We start from the raw sequence: 14,650 nt of genomic DNA, 5'->3' as shown, positions 1-14,650 counted from the left end.
TCATGAAATCACTACTTGAACAATATCGAACTCAAATTGTACCGGAATTGCGGAAGCAATTTGGTTTTACCAATAATCTGCAAGTACCTCGAGTGACCAAGGTTACGCTCAATAGCGGTACTGGTAAGGCGCTCGTGAACGAAAAATTACTTGAAGTAGTGGTGAATACCTTAACGCGCATTTCCGGCCAGCGCCCTATTCGCACTAAGGCACGCCAGTCAATTTCTGCATTTAAGATTCGCGAGGGACTCGTGGTTGGTGTGGCAGTCACATTGCGCGGAAAACGAATGTATCATTTCCTTGAGAAATTAATTAATATTGCACTGCCTCGTGTTCGTGACTTCCAGGGGATTGATCCGAAGAGCGTCGATCCCAGTGGTAACCTCACCATCGGCTTCAAGGAACACACTGTTTTTCCGGAAATTCGATCTGATGAGGTAGAGTCAATTCATGGTTTGCAGGTAATTATCACTACTAGCGCCAAAACAAAAGCGGAAGGACTGGCGTTATTGACAGCAATGGGAATACCCTTTAAAAAGAATCAAGCTTAAGTTTACCTTAACCGACGTATGGCAAAACAATCACAAATCGCCCGCGCAAAGAAGAAGCCGAAATTTTCCAGTCGCATCGTGAGACGATGCTGGCGCTGTGGTCGTCGCCGTGGGTATATGCGTGATTTCAATATGTGCCGCATCTGTTTCCGGGAATTAGCAAATAACGCCGAAATCCCTGGAATCAAGAAATCAAGCTGGTAATAATATTTAATGAATGTTTCTGACCCGTAACACTATCGTATGACAGACCCAATCGCAGACATGTTAACTCGAATCCGCAACGCCCTGATGGCTCGCCAGCAGGAAACGGTGGTTCCGTATTCTCGAACAAAATTTGAAATCGCTCAGTTAATTGCGCGCGAGGGTTTTATTACCAGCGTGGATAAGGTAACGCCTCCCGTTGATGATCACGGCCGTGTATTAACTCCCGTTATGCGCATTGCCTTGAAATACAAAGAGCGCCGTTCAGTTATTTCAGGATTAAAGCGCGTGAGCACCCCCGGTCGCCGTGTTTATTATGGCTACCGCGATATTCCTAAAACATTACCATCGCTTGGTGTATTGATCGTATCAACACCTCAGGGCATTCTGACAAATCGTGAAGCCAAGGAAAAGAAAGTCGGTGGTGAAGTATTGTGTGAAATTTATTAAATACGTATGCCGAGAGTAGGAAAAAAACCAGTAGTTATCAGTGCGGGGGTGACCATTACCATTGCGGGCAGCCACGTGACTATTAAGGGACCGAAAGGTACCCTCGAACAAAATTTCCATCCCTGGGTGCATGTTACCCAAGTCGGAGATACGCTTGAGGTAACCGTCGATCATGTAGAGGAAAAATTAGCCCGTTCCCTCTGGGGTACTTCACGCATGCTGTTGGCAAACATGGTGACCGGCGTTACTACCGGATTTACAAAACAGTTAGAAATTAATGGTGTCGGATATCGCGCTCAGGCCGCTGGTAAAAAATTAACGCTCAATCTTGGATACTCTCATCCTATCGAATTTGAGGTGCCCAGCAGCATTACCGTTGCGGTAGAGAAAAATGTACTGACTATTTCTGGCGCTGATAAACAACAGGTAGGACAAATCGCCGCTCAAATACGTGATTACCGCAAACCAGAGCCGTATAAAGGAAAAGGAATTAAGTATTCCACCGAAACGATTCGCCGCAAAGCCGGTAAAGTCGTGAAGAGCGCTGGTGCCGCATAACCAATAATAATTGTATGGTAGATATTCGCAAAAAAAATCTTTTTAAACGCACCGCCCGAGCACTGCGGGTCCGGGCTAAGATCTCTGGCACGGCAGAGCGGCCGCGGGCGTCAGTGAAGCGCAGCCTGAAACATATCAGCGTACAGCTCATTGATGACCAGAACGGCAAGACACTGGCAGCCGCCTCAGACGTAAAAATCAAACGCAGCAAAGGCCAGACTAAAACGGATGTAGCCCGAGCCGTCGGTGAAGCAGTTGCGGCCGCCGCGCAAAAAGCAGGCATTACCACCGTTATTTTTGATCGAGGCTCACATGCCTACCATGGTCGAGTAAAAGCCCTGGCAGACGGCATGCGCGCGAAAGGATTAATGTTTTAACCCTATATGACACCACAAGAACAACGCAAAGAACGCCGACCACGTACTCGTGGCAATGAGCGAGTCGAAAAAGAATTTGATCAGAAGATGATTGAAGTCGCTCGGGTGACCCGCGTGATGGCTGGTGGCAAACGCATGAATTTTCGTGCTTGCGTCGTCATTGGTGACCGTAAAGGCCGAGTGGCCATGGGTCTTCGCAAAGGCGCCGATGTATCCATTGCAATCAATAAAGCAGTGGCCGCGGCAAAGAAAAATTTAATTCGAGTTACCATCATCAATGATACCATTCCGCATCGCATCGAGGAGTATTATGGTGGTGCGCACGTCTTGTTGAAGCCAGCGCCGAAAGGCACCGGTATCTTAGCCGGTGGCGCGGTACGCGCCGTCCTCGAATTAGCCGGTGTCAAGAATGTCGTTTCAAAGATGCTTGGGTCAAAGAATAAGGCTAATAATATTAAGGCAACCTTGATTGCCCTGGAAAAACTGAAAGACATGAAATTTATTAAAGCACTTCGTTCATAATTTTTTTGTATGGCATTATCGTTATCACATTTGCAAGCAGCACCCTATCGCACAGCCAAACGGGTGGGACGCGGTCCAGGGTCGGGTAAGGGGACCTATGCCGGTCGTGGCAATAAAGGCCAGCGTGCACGTTCCGGTGGCCGTTCAGGATTGCAGCGCCGTGGCGTGAAACAATTTTTGCAGCAAATTCCTAAACTTCGTGGTTTCCGCAGTCCTCACACCGTGTTTAGCACGGTTAATATTCTTGATTTGAATCGCGTATTTGCCGATGGAAGCGTAGTAACCCCAGAACGGATGCATAAGCAGGACCTGACGAAAACCAATAAATTGATTAAAATATTAGGTGCCGGTAAGCTCGACAAGAAATTGACTGTACGGGCGCATGCTTTTTCAGAAACTGCCCGTACTGCTATTACCGCTGCCGGTGGCACTGCCACGATTATTTCATTAGAAAAATCAATTCCCTATAAACAAGCAGCGAAACGGAAGGCAGCCGCCGCAAAAGCCTGATTATCGCTATGTGGGAAAAACTGAGACAAATTTGGAAAATAAAGGAATTACGCAATAAGATTCTCTTTGTTTTGGGAATGTTGATTATTTTTCGTGTGGTCGCCCATATCCCTATTCCCGGTGTGGACATAGAGAACCTGAAGAATCTTTTTTCTAGCAATCAACTACTTGGTTTATTAAATATTTTTTCGGGTGGCGGCATGGAGAATTTTTCAGTAGTTATGTTGGGCATCGCGCCATACATCACTGCTTCTATTATTTTCCAGCTTTTAACCATGGTTATCCCAAAGCTGGAAGAGATGCAGAAGGAAGGCGAAGCTGGGCGTGCCAAACTGAATCAGTATCAGCGATTGCTGACTGTACCGCTCGCAGCCATGTCTGGCTATGGCATGATTACTTTTTTGCGCCAATCGGGTCAGGGTATTTTAACTGACGTCAGTGGTTTTCAATTAGTAATCACCTTGATTACCATTACCGCTGGTACTATCTTCTTGATGTGGATAGGTGAGCTGATTACTGAAAAACAAATTGGTAACGGCATTTCATTGATTATTTTTGCTGGCATCGTTTCTCGCGTTCCGACGTCACTTCAGCAGACTATTGCTACATTTGATTCGTCTCAAATACCGCTTTACATTGCATTTCTGCTTGTCGGGCTAGTCACGATTGCCGCCGTGGTTATTGTGACAGAAGGCAAACGAAACATCCCCGTATCGTATGCGAAGCGTATCCGCGGCATGCGCATGTATGGCGGTGTTGATACTCACTTGCCATTACGGGTCAATCAAGCTGGCGTTATTCCAATTATATTCGCTGTTTCGATTGTTTTATTTCCGCCCATGATAGCGCAGTTTTTTATCAATTCATCGATTGGCTGGCTTGCCAGCGGAGCCGCTTTTATCGTTGATTTGTTTGCTAATCAGGTTCTCTATGCGGCATTGTATTTTGTGTTGGTGGTGGCGTTTTCTTATTTTTATACTGCAGTTATTTTTCACCCGCAGCAAATCGCAGAAAATTTACAGAAACAGGGCGGCTTTATTCCGGGCATTCGACCAGGAAATCCAACCGCTGATTTCCTGAGCTACGTGAGTAATCGTATTATTTTAGGCGGTGCATTATTCCTCGGTATCATTGCGATTTTACCAAATATCATTCAGGCAACGACGTCCGTGAAATCGTTGGTTATTGGCGGCACCGGGCTGCTCATCGTCGTTTCGGTGGTCATCGAGATTGTTAAACAGGTTGAGTCCCAGCTGGTAATGCGAAATTACGAGGGTTTTTAGTGCTTACTGGGGAGTCTGATATGAATCGGAGACGAGCCTGGCTCGTTTTTTTATGTGAATTTGAGTATACTAGTGAGGCATTACTATGAACAAACAACCGTATATCATTATTATTCTCGGGCCCCAGGGTTCCGGCAAAGGCACTCAAGCCGAAGCGCTTGCTCGTCGGTTCAAGCTGCGCCATATTGATATGGGCGCACTCTTGCGCTCATTTGCAGCATCGCGTCATTCTCAGGCACGACGCGTCCAACAGATCATGAACGAAGGGAAAGGATTAGTGCCAACGACACTTGTATTGGCAATTTTGCAACGAGCCCTAACTCAAATTCCTCGATCAGCTGGGATTCTCTTCGATGGCTTTCCTCGCAATCAGGTTCAGGCAACTGCGCTTGATCGCATTTTACGCAGTTCGGGTCGAACAATTACTCATGCTTTTTATCTTCCGATTTCTACGCGTACTACGATCGCTCGTTTGGCGAGACGTGGTCGGGTAGACGATACGCCGGCGGCTATTACCAAGCGTCTGGCGACCTATCGTAAAAAAACTAAGCCCGTGATAGATCACTACCGCCGACGAGGCGTATTGGCGACCGTTAACGGCGAACCAACAATCCCCGAGGTAACTCGAGCTATCTTAACTCGTTTCAAATAAATTCATGAAGATAAAATCACCGCAGGAAATTGCAGTTTTGCGCGAGGGTGGGAAGCGGCTGGCTGCGGTGGTTCAGATTGTCGCGGATGCGGTGCGTCCGGGCGTGACGGCGCTGGAATTGGATACAATTGCGGCACGAGAAATCAAACGGTACGATGCGACGCCAGCTTTTCTTGGTTATAATGGGTATCCAAACGTTGCTTGCATTTCGGTAAATGAGCAAGTGGTGCATGGCATTCCTCGCCAGCAGACCGTGATACAGCCGGGCGATATCGTGAGCGTGGATCTTGGTTTGGTGTATCAGAAATTATTTACGGATATGGCCGTGACCGTGGGTGCAGGTACGCTTGATCCGGAGGTTGCAAAATTATTAGAAGTTACCCGTGCTTCGTTGTATGAAGGTATCCGTGCGGCTCGCGCAGGTAGTACAACTGGAGATATTGGTTATGCCGTGCAGCAGTATGCGGAGGGATTTGGTTTTTCTGTGGTACGACAGCTGGTGGGGCATGGTGTCGGATATCAGGTGCACGAGCCTCCCCAGGTGCCGAATTTCGGCAAAGCCGGTACGGGCGTTCAGCTTATTCCTGGATTAGTGATTGCCATTGAGCCCATGCTCAATCTCGGGAGTGCAGCGGTTGAGACTATGCCTGATGGGTGGACAATTGTTACGCATGATGGAGCTTGGTCAGCGCATTTTGAGCATACCGTCGCTATTACTGATGGTGATCCAGAGATTTTAACCCGCGCTTAAGCTTATGGGACGAGTATTAGGTATTGATTATGGCACCAAACGAATCGGCACGGCGCTGTCTGATGAAGCAAAACATTCGGCATTTCCCCATACGATACTGTCGGTGACTCATGATGCGGATGCAGTGCGCCAGCTCAAGCAATTGATTGACTCCGAGGATATTGATGGGGTGGTGATAGGTTTACCGCTTGATCAGAACGGCGATGAAGGTTTAATGGCCGGTCGTGTGCGTCAGTTTGGCGAGCAGCTGGGGCAAGTAAGTCACCACTCTATTGCTTACCAAGATGAACGGATGACTTCACGTATATCGCAGCAGCGGATGCAGACGCATACCACGACGCGTACATCGCGGGGAGCATTGGATGCAATTGCTGCCCAGGAAATATTACAAACATATCTTGAGCGAACCTATGGACCTGCTGAGTATTAATGCATATATCATTCCTTTTGGTGTAGCCTGTGCCGTCTCGATGCTCTGCACCGTGGTGGTACGGCGGTTCGCGATACGGCGTGGCATCGTTGATCGTCCGGAGGAAGCACCTGATCGTAAGCGACAATCGCAACCCGTCCCCTTGCTTGGTGGTGTTGCTATTTTTTGTACGTTACTATTAGTAGTGGGCGGCTATGCGTTTTTTACCGATCGGGTTTTGGGTGGGTATATGCTGCCAAAATATTTGATCGGCATGGCGGTGGCCGGGTTACTACTTATGATCGGTGGCTATCTCGATGATCGATTTCATCTGACACCCGGTAAGCAAATTATTTGGCCGGTTTTGGCGTGTTTAATTGTAATTGGATCGGGTATTGGTGTCACCTATATTACCAATCCCTTTGGCGGCACTGTCGCGCTCGATACTATTAAGTTGCAACTCTTTTCTATTAGTCATATCCCGTATTATTTTGTGGTGCTCGCTGACCTCTTTGCTTTCGTTTGGTTGATGGGCATGATGTACACTACGAAGTTTTTAGATGGATTGGATGGTTTAGTTTCTGGTATTACGACGATCGGAGCCTGTGTGCTTTTCTTTCTCAGTATTCATCAGGATGTGGCGCAACCGGAAACTGCGCTCCTTGCCGTTATTTTAGCTGGCGCCTGTGCTGGCTTCCTCATTTTTAATTTTCATCCCGCCCGCATCTATCTGGGCGAGGGGGGGAGCGTCTTGACTGGTTTTATGTTGGGCGTGCTGGCGATAATTTCTGGAGCGAAAATTGCCACCGCCATGCTCGTCATGGGCATTCCTATCCTGGATGTAGCGTGGGTAATCGTCCGGCGCCTGTGGCGCGGAGCATCGCCGTTTCGCACCGCTGATCTTTCGCATTTACATTTTCGTTTACTGGATATCGGTATGTCACCGCGGCTGGCAGTAGTAAGCCTGTACGCTCTCTCTATCGTTTTTGGGGGAGCAGCTGTGTTTATCAGCAACAGCGAGCAGAAATTAACCGCTTTGTTGGTACTCGCGGCGGTCATGCTTTTGCTTATTGCATTAATCGTCGCCCGGTATCATCGCCGGGAGAAAGGGGAGACCGTATGAATCGTCGAAGTTTATGGATCTTTATATTAATAGCTATCGTTCTTGGTATCACGCTGTGGTCAGTCGGCGGCGATCGAGCTTTGTCAATGGCGCCATATTATTGGCATCGGCTGCGCGATGAAACTGGCGTAGTACAAATTGGTGATGATCGGGTATTGGTAGAGATCGCGCGGACGTCTCAGACTCAGCAGACCGGCTTGTCCCACCGGAACTATTTGCCATATGAGAAGGGGATGCTCTTTACCTTTACCGTAGCCGGACAATATATCTTCACTATGCGGGATACCAAGATTCCTTTGGACATTATTTGGATTAATGAGGGGGCTATTGTACATATTGAACATCGAGCACAACCGGGAGTGGAATTGATCAACCCGCAGGTTATCGCTACTGATGTACTCGAGATTACGAGTGGCGGTGCAGCGGCACGTGGTTGGAAGATCGGGGATACCGTCAGTATCACCTTTGACAGGGATTAGCCGCTTTGCTAGTATGGGGTATACCCACTGATAGCCCGAAATCAGTGCGGCATTATATCTATATCATTACGTAACCTATGAAATTCGCAATTATCCGCACTGGAGGAAAGCAGTACCCCGTTCACGAGAAACAGGTGCTGACAATCGAAAAATTACCCGAAGCGGTCGGGGGAAGCGTTATTTTTCCAGACGTTTTGCTGTATGCTGATGGAAAAACCACCTCATTTGGCAAGCCAACCTTACCGAATGTGAAAGTAGAGGGTCGGGTTATGGTCCAGAAGAAATCGAAGAAGATTTTGGTGGTAAAATTCAAGAATAAAGTTCGGTATTTACGTACCCGTGGTCATCGCCAATTCCAGACCCAGGTGATGATTCAAAAAATTATCGCTTAATTTCAATACAAAAAAATGTCCCCGATATCGGGGACATTTTGTTTTATCTTTGAATATGGTTTAATTCATCCGTTGGCGTCCTTTGAAGGCGCTGGAGAGAGTTACTTCATCGGCGTACTCAATCGTGGCTCCCATGGGTAAGCCGGTCGCAAGGCGGGTCACTACGACTGACAGTTCTTGGAGCTGGCGTTTAATATACAGCGCGGTGGTTTCGCCCTCGAGATCCGGATTCGTGGCAATAATAATTTCTTTGAAGGCTGGATTATTGTTTTTGACGCGATCCACTAATTGCTGAATGCGAAGTTTTTCGGGAGTGATTTGGTCCACGGGATTCAATAATCCTCCCAGAACATGGTAGCGTCCCCGAAAATCACCGGTTTTTTCGATGATAATAATATCCTGCGGCTCGGCGACGATACAGAGTGTGCTCTGGTCGCGTTTTGGATCGGTACAAAGGGTGCAGGGATTGGTGGTAGCTATATTGCCGCAGATGTTACACACTTGTATGTCGCGTTTGATGGCAGTTAGGTGCTTTATCAAATCGTCCGCCATGCCATTACCATTTTTTATGAGATAAAAAACGAGTCGCTCAGCCGATTTTGGCCCCAAGCCCGGAAGGTGGCAGAGCGCAGCAATCGCATTTTTTATAGAATCAGGATATGTGTTCATGCAATTACATGCCAGGCATGTTTAGTCCACCCATGCCCCTCAGTTTTTCCGCCATAATACGCTGCGCTTTTTTAATGGCGTCATTCGTTGCTTCACGTATCGCGGTTTCCAGTTTTTCTTTTTCAGTAGGGGCGAGAAGTGAGGGGTTGATATCAATGCTGAGCACTTCTTGATTACCATCCATGACGAGCTGTACAGTGCCGTGGGCGGCGTCAGTATGAACCGTTTCTTGGCTGAGCATTGTTTTGATTTGATGCGCTTGGTCGCGTAAGTGTTTGAGTTCTTTGATTTTATTGAACATGGGGAGTAAGTAGTAGGTAGTTAATAAGTGAGTAGTTTTTAGATGGGGTTTAAAAGGCGGGGATATCGCTAGTTTTGCGATCAAGATTGCGGAAGCTGACTCGATTCTCGTCGAAGTATAGTTGAATTTCACCGGTCGGACCATTGCGATGTTTCGCAACGTGGATTTCCGCCACATGTTTGCGCGCTGGGTCAATATCTTTTTTGTAGATCGCTTCGCGATAAATAAAAAGTACCACGTCGGCGTCCTGTTCGATTGATCCGGATTCACGGAGGTCAGCCAGTTTCGGGATTGGGGGAGTGCGGGACTCCACAGCGCGCGAGAGCTGGGATAGGGCGATTAAGGGGACGTTCAGTTCACGGGCAATAGCTTTGAGTGAACGCGTGATCTCACTGATTTCCTGTACTCGGTTATCAGTACCGGACGTACCTTGCATAAGTTGGAGATAATCAATGACAATCAGGCCAAGATTGTGTTCCGATTGTAGCCGACGTGCTTTAGTTCGGATTTCCATAATATTCGCTGAGGCCGAATCATCAATATAGATAGGCGCTTCGGACAAGATACCCATGGCATTGCCAATATTGGTAAAGTCCTCGTCAGAGGATAATTTTCCGCTCCGCATGCGCCAGAGATCAACGCCCGCCTCGGCACAAAGAAAACGATCAATGAGTTGTTCTTTTGACATTTCCAGTGAGAATATTCCAACGGGAACTTTTGATTTCACCGCTACTTGTCGAACAATGTCCAGCGCCAGGGTTGTTTTACCAACTGACGGCCGGGCTGCAAGAATAATCAGATCTGATTTCTGTAGGCCCGCCAATATGTTGTCGAGGTCAGCATAGCCCGTTGGAATACCGCGGAGCTTGCCGCTTTCGCGATGCAATTCATCAATACGATCGAATGCTTCAGTTAAAATTGATTTTATTGGAATAAAGTTTTGCTTGAGGTATTTTTGGGAAACGCCGAAAATTGCCTGTTCGGCCTTGTCCAACAGCTCTTCAATATTTTCTGATTCATCATAGCCGTACTCGGTAATGCGAGAGGCGACCGTCAATAACCGGCGTAGGGTTGCTTTCTTCTGAACGATGTGTGCGTAGTTAGTGACGTGGGAGGCGGTTGGTACGGCATTTGCCAGTGATGCTAGGTAACTTCTGCCACCAATTTCCTCGAGACGGTGTTCGCTTTCGAGTTGATTTGAAAGTGACAATACATCAATTGGTTCACGCTTTTCGTAGAGGGTGAGCATAGCTTCAAAGACAGCGCGATGGGCATCTTTGTAAAAATCGTCCGGGGTAACTATATCTGCTACTCGGATAATTGCGTCTTTATCAATCAATAAAGCCCCTAAAACAGACTGTTCTGCCTCAAGGTTTTGTGGTGGTAATTTTTCAATACCAGCGGCTTTTTTAGCCATAGATAGGGGAATAAAGCGTTTATTCGGTGGTTATCAGTGTATCCTGAAAGCTACCCTAAATCAAGCCGTGGGCCATACACATGTTTTCCACCTGTTTAGCAATAAACAAAAATACCGCGGTATTACCGCGGCACTCTTGAGGTGGTGCGCGCAGAGGGATTTTGGTCACCCGTCAATTGCCTGACGGCAATTGCGGTCGACCCCGCCTCGCGGCGCTCGCCTCCCCTCGACAGGCTCGGGGAACTCGCGCATCGCTGCGGCTTTCTCATCCCTACACGACACACATTGGTGTGTCGTTCTGCTTGCTCCTGCACTTCGTTTGGTGCGCGCAGAGGGATTCGAACCCCCGACCGTTGGCTTAAAAGGCCACTGCTCTACCAACTGAGCTATGCGCGCGCGTCCAAACGGTGCTATCGGCTTCGTGTCCGATTATCATCGGTCATTCCGCCTTCGCACGCGTTTTTCCTTTTCCTCGCCGCGTAAAAATTCTACGCGGCTCGGTGTAAGAATATTATGAACTCTCCCCAATAAATATAGGAGGTATGCAACAAATACTATCAAATGTAAGGGAAAAAGCAAGCAACTTGCCATTTTGCGTCTATTTTGCTATAATTCACGAGAAATGCCAATAGAAACCGGGATTTTAGTAGAGACTTCTGACTATATAGTTACACATTGACGTGTTCAGTCCCCGGGTATACAATGAGATGATTTAATATGGATTCAACTGGCGGTCAAATCTTCATTATTATACTACTTCTCATTTTTGGGGCATTTTTTTATTTTTATACAAAAGGAAAACTTCAGTAAGTAATTTATTCATAGCGCAAACGTTATGGAACACATGAAAGGGGGTGAATGGAATGACTAAAAAAATTATTACCGCTCTTACTCTGGCCGTCGTTTTGGTAATGCCAGTGGTAGCCTCAGCTCAGGTGAATATTGGTAACTATGGCAACACCTTCGGTCTCGGAACTGCTGACCTCGAATCAACCGTTGTTAACATCGTTCAATGGGTACTCGGCTTCCTCGGTTTGATCGCGGTTATCATGATTCTGTACGGAGGCTTCGTTTGGATTACGGCTGGTGGCAATGAGGATAAAGTAGGCACCGCCAAAAAGATTATCAGCGCAGCAGTTGTCGGTTTAATCGTTGTACTCTTAGCTTGGGCAATTGTGACTTTTGTCGTCAATACGGCAGACACCGTGACCAGCTAAACCAATTCGCGTTATAACGCATCAAAAACGACTCAATCTGAGTCGTTTTTGTTTTTCAGGTATGGTAGTATAGAAGTGCCTATGAGCGAATCATATTCTACTCAATCAATTGCGCATGTACTCAGTTCAGTCGCAACCACGGCTGAGGGATTGACGGTGCCAGAAGCGACACGTCGCTTAGCCACTCATGGGGCCAATCAAATCGCCAGCCGCGATCGAATTGCCGCACCCCGGATTTTAGCCGAGCAATTCAAAAGTTTGCTCATAGTCATCTTGCTCGTTGCAGCAGGTATCACGTATCTTCTGAATGATCATATTGATACGTTTGTTATTTTAGCTGCAGTTGGCGTTAATGTTCTCGTGGGGTTTATTCAGGAGTATCGGGCGCAGCGTTCACTGGAACGATTGCGCAGTGTTGTCACTCAGTACGCAGTTGTTCGCCGTAATGGCACACGCATTCGTATCAATGCCATTGAGGTTGTTATCGGAGATATTGTCTATGTGAGTAGTGGCGACACGGTGCCAGCTGACATCCGTTTGTTAACTGCCGAGGATCTAGCGATTAATGAGTCAAGCCTGACCGGTGAATCCGCACCCATTAAGAAAATAACCGAAGCATTGCCATCTTCTGTTCTCCTCGCTGAACAACGCAACATGGCATTTATGGGTACGACGGTGGTGCAGGGATCGGGTGCGGGAGTGGTAGTGCACACCGGCATGCAAACCGAACTCGGCAAAATAGCGGCCATGATTGCTGCAGCGCCAGAGGAGCAAACGCCATTGCAAAAGAAGCTGATTGGTTTAGGTAGATTGATTGGATATATTGTATTGGGAGCAGCGTTGCTCATTTTTTTGATTGGATTGCTCTTCGGGTATGAGCTGAGAGAAACATTCGCCACGGCAGTGGCTCTCGCCGTCGCGGCTATTCCCGAAGGCTTGGCAGTGGTGGTCACGGTGACGCTGGCGATTGGCATGCAGCAGATACTAAAAAAGCGCGCTTTAGTGCGTAAATTAGTAGCAGCCGAAACGCTTGGCTCCATAACCGTCATTTGTACTGATAAGACTGGTACCTTAACTGAAGGGGAAATGCGAGTCGTTCGGATTATTACTTTTGATAATGATGTCGCCACTCACGCGATCAGTGAAGCGGACGAAGCACCGGCTAAGAGTTTTTTTACGGCATTGCAGGTCGGTGTGCTGGCCTCTGATGCATCGATTGAGAATCCCGATGAGGCGATTGAGCATCGGAGCGTCATCGGCACCCCGACTGAAAAAGCTTTGATTTTAGTTGCTTCTCAGGCGGGAATTGATTTGGTGGCACTCAGACGACAGCATCCTCGTCTGGATGTTGCGCCGTTTAATTCCAGTACAAAATTCATGGTGAGCCTGAATGCGCACGCAACCGATGGCGCCATGCTTAATATCAAGGGCGCACCGGAAATTATTTTACGTCATGCGAAATTTGTTGATTTAGATGGTAAGAAGCGCGCATTGGACAAGCGGATGCGCGACACTCTACAACATCAGTATCAAGATTTGAGCAGTCAAGGTTTGCGATTGTTAGCATTGGCGTATACTCCCGCTGATTCTAAACTGAAGAAAATTCCTGAGGGCGAAGCGGCGTTAGCCGATTTGATCTTTGTGGGATTTGCGGTTATCAAAGATCCGCTGCGGAGTGACGCCAGTGAAACCATTCGACGGTGTCAGGCGGCGGGCATTCGACCGATTATGCTTACCGGCGATCATCGGTTGACGGCTCGAGCGATTGCTGCAGAAATTGGCCTGCCGCATGCGGATGAAAATATTATTGAAGGCGCGGCCTTTGCTCAATTGTCGCGCGAAGAGCTTATGGCTCGGATTAGCTCTATTTCGGTGTATGCACGCGTCACGCCTGCTGATAAGCTGCGCATAATTGATGCGTGGCAAGAACGTGGTGAGGTCGTGGCGATGACTGGTGATGGTGTAAATGATGCTCCCGCATTAAAATCGGCTGACATTGGTGTGGCGCTTGGTTCCGGAACCGATGTCGCGAAAGAAACGGCTGACATGGTGCTACTGAAAAATAATTTCAGTACCATTGTTCATGCTGTGGAGCAGGGGAGAATCTTATACGACAATATTAAAAAGTCAGTATTGTTTTTACTCTCAGATAGCTTTACGTTGATGATCTTGGTGGTCTTGTCATTATTTTTTGGTTGGCCACTGCCGCTGTTGGCCGCACAGATTCTTTGGATTAATTTAGTAACTGATTCCTTTCCCAGCATAGGTTTGACAATGGAGCCTGGTGAGCCAGATGCAATGCAACAGCCTCCCGTGCCCCGTACGCAACCCATCGTGGATCGAAAAACAAAATTATTAATCGCTTCAGTCAGCGTACTGACTGGATTTTTGCTATTGGGTGTATTTTATCTGCAGTGGAAAATAACCGGTGATTTGGAACGAGCCCGTTCGACCACATTTGTAGCGGGGGCAATCGGCACTTTGATGTATTCTTTTGCATACCGGAGCATACGTCATCATGTATGGGAACGAAATCCGTTTAGCAACCGCTATTTATTGCTCGGAGTTCTAGTAGGCATTTTACTTCAGTTGCCCGTGATCTATATGCCGGCTTTGCAGGAAATATTTCAAACTGTGCCGCTTAATCTTACCGATTGGCTGATTGCCATGCCTACTGGTTTTGGTGCAATTGCAATTATTGAATTGCTTAAAACGGTGTTTCAGACCAGGATTCGGCGAGTTCAGCAGGCATAAAATTGAGAAATACTGAACGTGTGTCATTTGC

Annotated in this window: 19 protein-coding genes and 1 tRNA gene; 16 read left to right on the top strand and 4 right to left on the bottom strand. The window is 47.5% G+C overall.

What is annotated here, in order from left to right; all coding sequences use genetic code 11:
- The first annotated feature begins 2 nt into the window (after positions 1 to 2).
- The 14 genes from rplE (at position 3) to rplU (ending at position 8,261) form a co-directional block, all read left to right on the top strand.
- The gene (gene rplE / locus HZC01_00920) at positions 3 to 551 is read left to right on the top strand and encodes a 50S ribosomal protein L5 (GenBank protein MBI5037259.1); all 549 of its coding nucleotides are present in this window, start codon (positions 3 to 5) and stop codon (positions 549 to 551) included.
- Positions 552 to 569: 18 nt separating this feature from the next.
- Positions 570 to 755 (top strand): type Z 30S ribosomal protein S14, encoded by a 186-nt coding sequence (locus HZC01_00915; GenBank protein MBI5037258.1) that lies wholly within the window; start codon positions 570 to 572, stop codon positions 753 to 755.
- Positions 756 to 794: 39 nt separating this feature from the next.
- A complete protein-coding gene (gene rpsH, locus HZC01_00910; GenBank protein ID MBI5037257.1) occupies positions 795 to 1,205 on the top strand; it encodes a 30S ribosomal protein S8 in 411 nt (136 codons plus the stop codon).
- 6 nt (positions 1,206 to 1,211) lie between these two features.
- Complete coding sequence (gene rplF, locus HZC01_00905) at positions 1,212 to 1,763, top strand: 50S ribosomal protein L6 (GenBank protein MBI5037256.1); 552 nt, start codon at positions 1,212 to 1,214, stop codon at positions 1,761 to 1,763.
- Positions 1,764 to 1,777: 14 nt separating this feature from the next.
- Complete coding sequence (locus tag HZC01_00900; protein ID MBI5037255.1) at positions 1,778 to 2,140, top strand: 50S ribosomal protein L18; 363 nt, start codon at positions 1,778 to 1,780, stop codon at positions 2,138 to 2,140.
- 6 nt (positions 2,141 to 2,146) lie between these two features.
- Entirely contained in the window at positions 2,147 to 2,662 is a 516-nt protein-coding gene (gene rpsE / locus HZC01_00895) for a 30S ribosomal protein S5 (protein MBI5037254.1), read from the top strand.
- Between the two features lie 9 nt (positions 2,663 to 2,671).
- Complete coding sequence (gene rplO, locus HZC01_00890; protein ID MBI5037253.1) at positions 2,672 to 3,172, top strand: 50S ribosomal protein L15; 501 nt, start codon at positions 2,672 to 2,674, stop codon at positions 3,170 to 3,172.
- Positions 3,173 to 3,180: 8 nt separating this feature from the next.
- On the top strand, positions 3,181 to 4,455 hold the full coding sequence (secY, locus tag HZC01_00885; GenBank protein ID MBI5037252.1) for a preprotein translocase subunit SecY: 1,275 nt from the start codon (positions 3,181 to 3,183) through the stop codon (positions 4,453 to 4,455).
- Positions 4,456 to 4,540: 85 nt separating this feature from the next.
- Positions 4,541 to 5,107 (top strand): nucleoside monophosphate kinase, encoded by a 567-nt coding sequence (locus HZC01_00880; GenBank protein ID MBI5037251.1) that lies wholly within the window; start codon positions 4,541 to 4,543, stop codon positions 5,105 to 5,107.
- 4 nt (positions 5,108 to 5,111) lie between these two features.
- Positions 5,112 to 5,858: a type I methionyl aminopeptidase gene (gene map / locus HZC01_00875; GenBank protein ID MBI5037250.1), complete on the top strand. Its 747-nt coding sequence runs from the start codon at positions 5,112 to 5,114 to the stop codon at positions 5,856 to 5,858.
- A 4-nt stretch (positions 5,859 to 5,862) separates the two neighbouring features.
- Positions 5,863 to 6,288 carry a Holliday junction resolvase RuvX gene (ruvX, locus tag HZC01_00870; protein ID MBI5037249.1) on the top strand — a complete coding sequence of 142 codons (426 nt, stop codon included), beginning with the start codon at positions 5,863 to 5,865 and terminating at the stop codon, positions 6,286 to 6,288.
- A complete protein-coding gene (locus HZC01_00865; GenBank protein ID MBI5037248.1) occupies positions 6,269 to 7,390 on the top strand; it encodes an undecaprenyl/decaprenyl-phosphate alpha-N-acetylglucosaminyl 1-phosphate transferase in 1,122 nt (373 codons plus the stop codon). Before ruvX ends, HZC01_00865 begins: the two co-directional genes overlap by 20 nt.
- Complete coding sequence (locus tag HZC01_00860) at positions 7,387 to 7,869, top strand: DUF192 domain-containing protein (GenBank protein ID MBI5037247.1); 483 nt, start codon at positions 7,387 to 7,389, stop codon at positions 7,867 to 7,869. Before HZC01_00865 ends, HZC01_00860 begins: the two co-directional genes overlap by 4 nt.
- A 77-nt stretch (positions 7,870 to 7,946) precedes the next feature.
- A complete protein-coding gene (rplU, locus tag HZC01_00855; protein ID MBI5037246.1) occupies positions 7,947 to 8,261 on the top strand; it encodes a 50S ribosomal protein L21 in 315 nt (104 codons plus the stop codon).
- A gap of 60 nt (positions 8,262 to 8,321) precedes the next feature.
- Here rplU and recR read toward each other — a convergent pair whose 3' ends face one another.
- From recR to HZC01_00835, 4 genes are all read right to left on the bottom strand, one after another.
- Positions 8,322 to 8,930, bottom strand: coding sequence for a recombination protein RecR (gene recR, locus HZC01_00850; protein MBI5037245.1), 609 nt, complete (start codon positions 8,928 to 8,930; stop codon positions 8,322 to 8,324).
- 4 nt (positions 8,931 to 8,934) lie between these two features.
- Complete coding sequence (locus tag HZC01_00845) at positions 8,935 to 9,231, bottom strand: YbaB/EbfC family nucleoid-associated protein (protein MBI5037244.1); 297 nt, start codon at positions 9,229 to 9,231, stop codon at positions 8,935 to 8,937.
- Between the two features lie 49 nt (positions 9,232 to 9,280).
- Positions 9,281 to 10,648 (bottom strand): replicative DNA helicase, encoded by a 1,368-nt coding sequence (dnaB, locus tag HZC01_00840; protein MBI5037243.1) that lies wholly within the window; start codon positions 10,646 to 10,648, stop codon positions 9,281 to 9,283.
- Positions 10,649 to 10,968: 320 nt separating this feature from the next.
- A tRNA-Lys gene (locus HZC01_00835) sits at positions 10,969 to 11,044 on the bottom strand.
- A 467-nt stretch (positions 11,045 to 11,511) separates the two neighbouring features.
- Between HZC01_00835 and HZC01_00830 the strand changes: the two genes are divergently transcribed.
- Complete coding sequence (locus HZC01_00830) at positions 11,512 to 11,865, top strand: hypothetical protein (GenBank protein ID MBI5037242.1); 354 nt, start codon at positions 11,512 to 11,514, stop codon at positions 11,863 to 11,865.
- Between the two features lie 81 nt (positions 11,866 to 11,946).
- On the top strand, positions 11,947 to 14,619 hold the full coding sequence (locus HZC01_00825) for an HAD-IC family P-type ATPase (GenBank protein ID MBI5037241.1): 2,673 nt from the start codon (positions 11,947 to 11,949) through the stop codon (positions 14,617 to 14,619).
- Positions 14,620 to 14,650: the final 31 nt, after the last annotated feature.

Source organism: Candidatus Kerfeldbacteria bacterium (genome assembly GCA_016214565.1).
GTDB lineage: Bacteria > Patescibacteriota > Patescibacteriia > UBA10025 > JAHIVO01 > JAXDBW01.
The sequence above is the reverse complement of the archived record's forward strand: the minus strand, read 5'-3'. Positions and strand labels throughout refer to the sequence as shown.

What these genes read in the sequence shown, in the direction of transcription:
- HZC01_00900 (MBI5037255.1), top strand. Translation starts at nt 1,778, where the DNA reads ATGGTAGATATTCGCAAAAAAAATCTTTTTAAACGCACCGCCCGAGCA.
- rplU (MBI5037246.1), top strand. Translation starts at nt 7,947, where the DNA reads ATGAAATTCGCAATTATCCGCACTGGAGGAAAGCAGTACCCCGTTCAC.
- HZC01_00825 (MBI5037241.1), top strand. Translation starts at nt 11,947, where the DNA reads ATGAGCGAATCATATTCTACTCAATCAATTGCGCATGTACTCAGTTCA.
- rpsH (MBI5037257.1), top strand. Translation starts at nt 795, where the DNA reads ATGACAGACCCAATCGCAGACATGTTAACTCGAATCCGCAACGCCCTG.
- HZC01_00880 (MBI5037251.1), top strand. Translation starts at nt 4,541, where the DNA reads ATGAACAAACAACCGTATATCATTATTATTCTCGGGCCCCAGGGTTCC.
- HZC01_00865 (MBI5037248.1), top strand. Translation starts at nt 6,269, where the DNA reads ATGGACCTGCTGAGTATTAATGCATATATCATTCCTTTTGGTGTAGCC.
- rplF (MBI5037256.1), top strand. Translation starts at nt 1,212, where the DNA reads ATGCCGAGAGTAGGAAAAAAACCAGTAGTTATCAGTGCGGGGGTGACC.
- HZC01_00915 (MBI5037258.1), top strand. Translation starts at nt 570, where the DNA reads ATGGCAAAACAATCACAAATCGCCCGCGCAAAGAAGAAGCCGAAATTT.
- rplO (MBI5037253.1), top strand. Translation starts at nt 2,672, where the DNA reads ATGGCATTATCGTTATCACATTTGCAAGCAGCACCCTATCGCACAGCC.
- rplE (MBI5037259.1), top strand. Translation starts at nt 3, where the DNA reads ATGAAATCACTACTTGAACAATATCGAACTCAAATTGTACCGGAATTG.
- HZC01_00845 (MBI5037244.1), bottom strand. Translation starts at nt 9,231, where the DNA reads ATGTTCAATAAAATCAAAGAACTCAAACACTTACGCGACCAAGCGCAT.
- map (MBI5037250.1), top strand. Translation starts at nt 5,112, where the DNA reads ATGAAGATAAAATCACCGCAGGAAATTGCAGTTTTGCGCGAGGGTGGG.
- dnaB (MBI5037243.1), bottom strand. Translation starts at nt 10,648, where the DNA reads ATGGCTAAAAAAGCCGCTGGTATTGAAAAATTACCACCACAAAACCTT.
- ruvX (MBI5037249.1), top strand. Translation starts at nt 5,863, where the DNA reads ATGGGACGAGTATTAGGTATTGATTATGGCACCAAACGAATCGGCACG.
- HZC01_00860 (MBI5037247.1), top strand. Translation starts at nt 7,387, where the DNA reads ATGAATCGTCGAAGTTTATGGATCTTTATATTAATAGCTATCGTTCTT.
- HZC01_00830 (MBI5037242.1), top strand. Translation starts at nt 11,512, where the DNA reads ATGACTAAAAAAATTATTACCGCTCTTACTCTGGCCGTCGTTTTGGTA.
- secY (MBI5037252.1), top strand. Translation starts at nt 3,181, where the DNA reads ATGTGGGAAAAACTGAGACAAATTTGGAAAATAAAGGAATTACGCAAT.
- recR (MBI5037245.1), bottom strand. Translation starts at nt 8,930, where the DNA reads ATGAACACATATCCTGATTCTATAAAAAATGCGATTGCTGCGCTCTGC.
- rpsE (MBI5037254.1), top strand. Translation starts at nt 2,147, where the DNA reads ATGACACCACAAGAACAACGCAAAGAACGCCGACCACGTACTCGTGGC.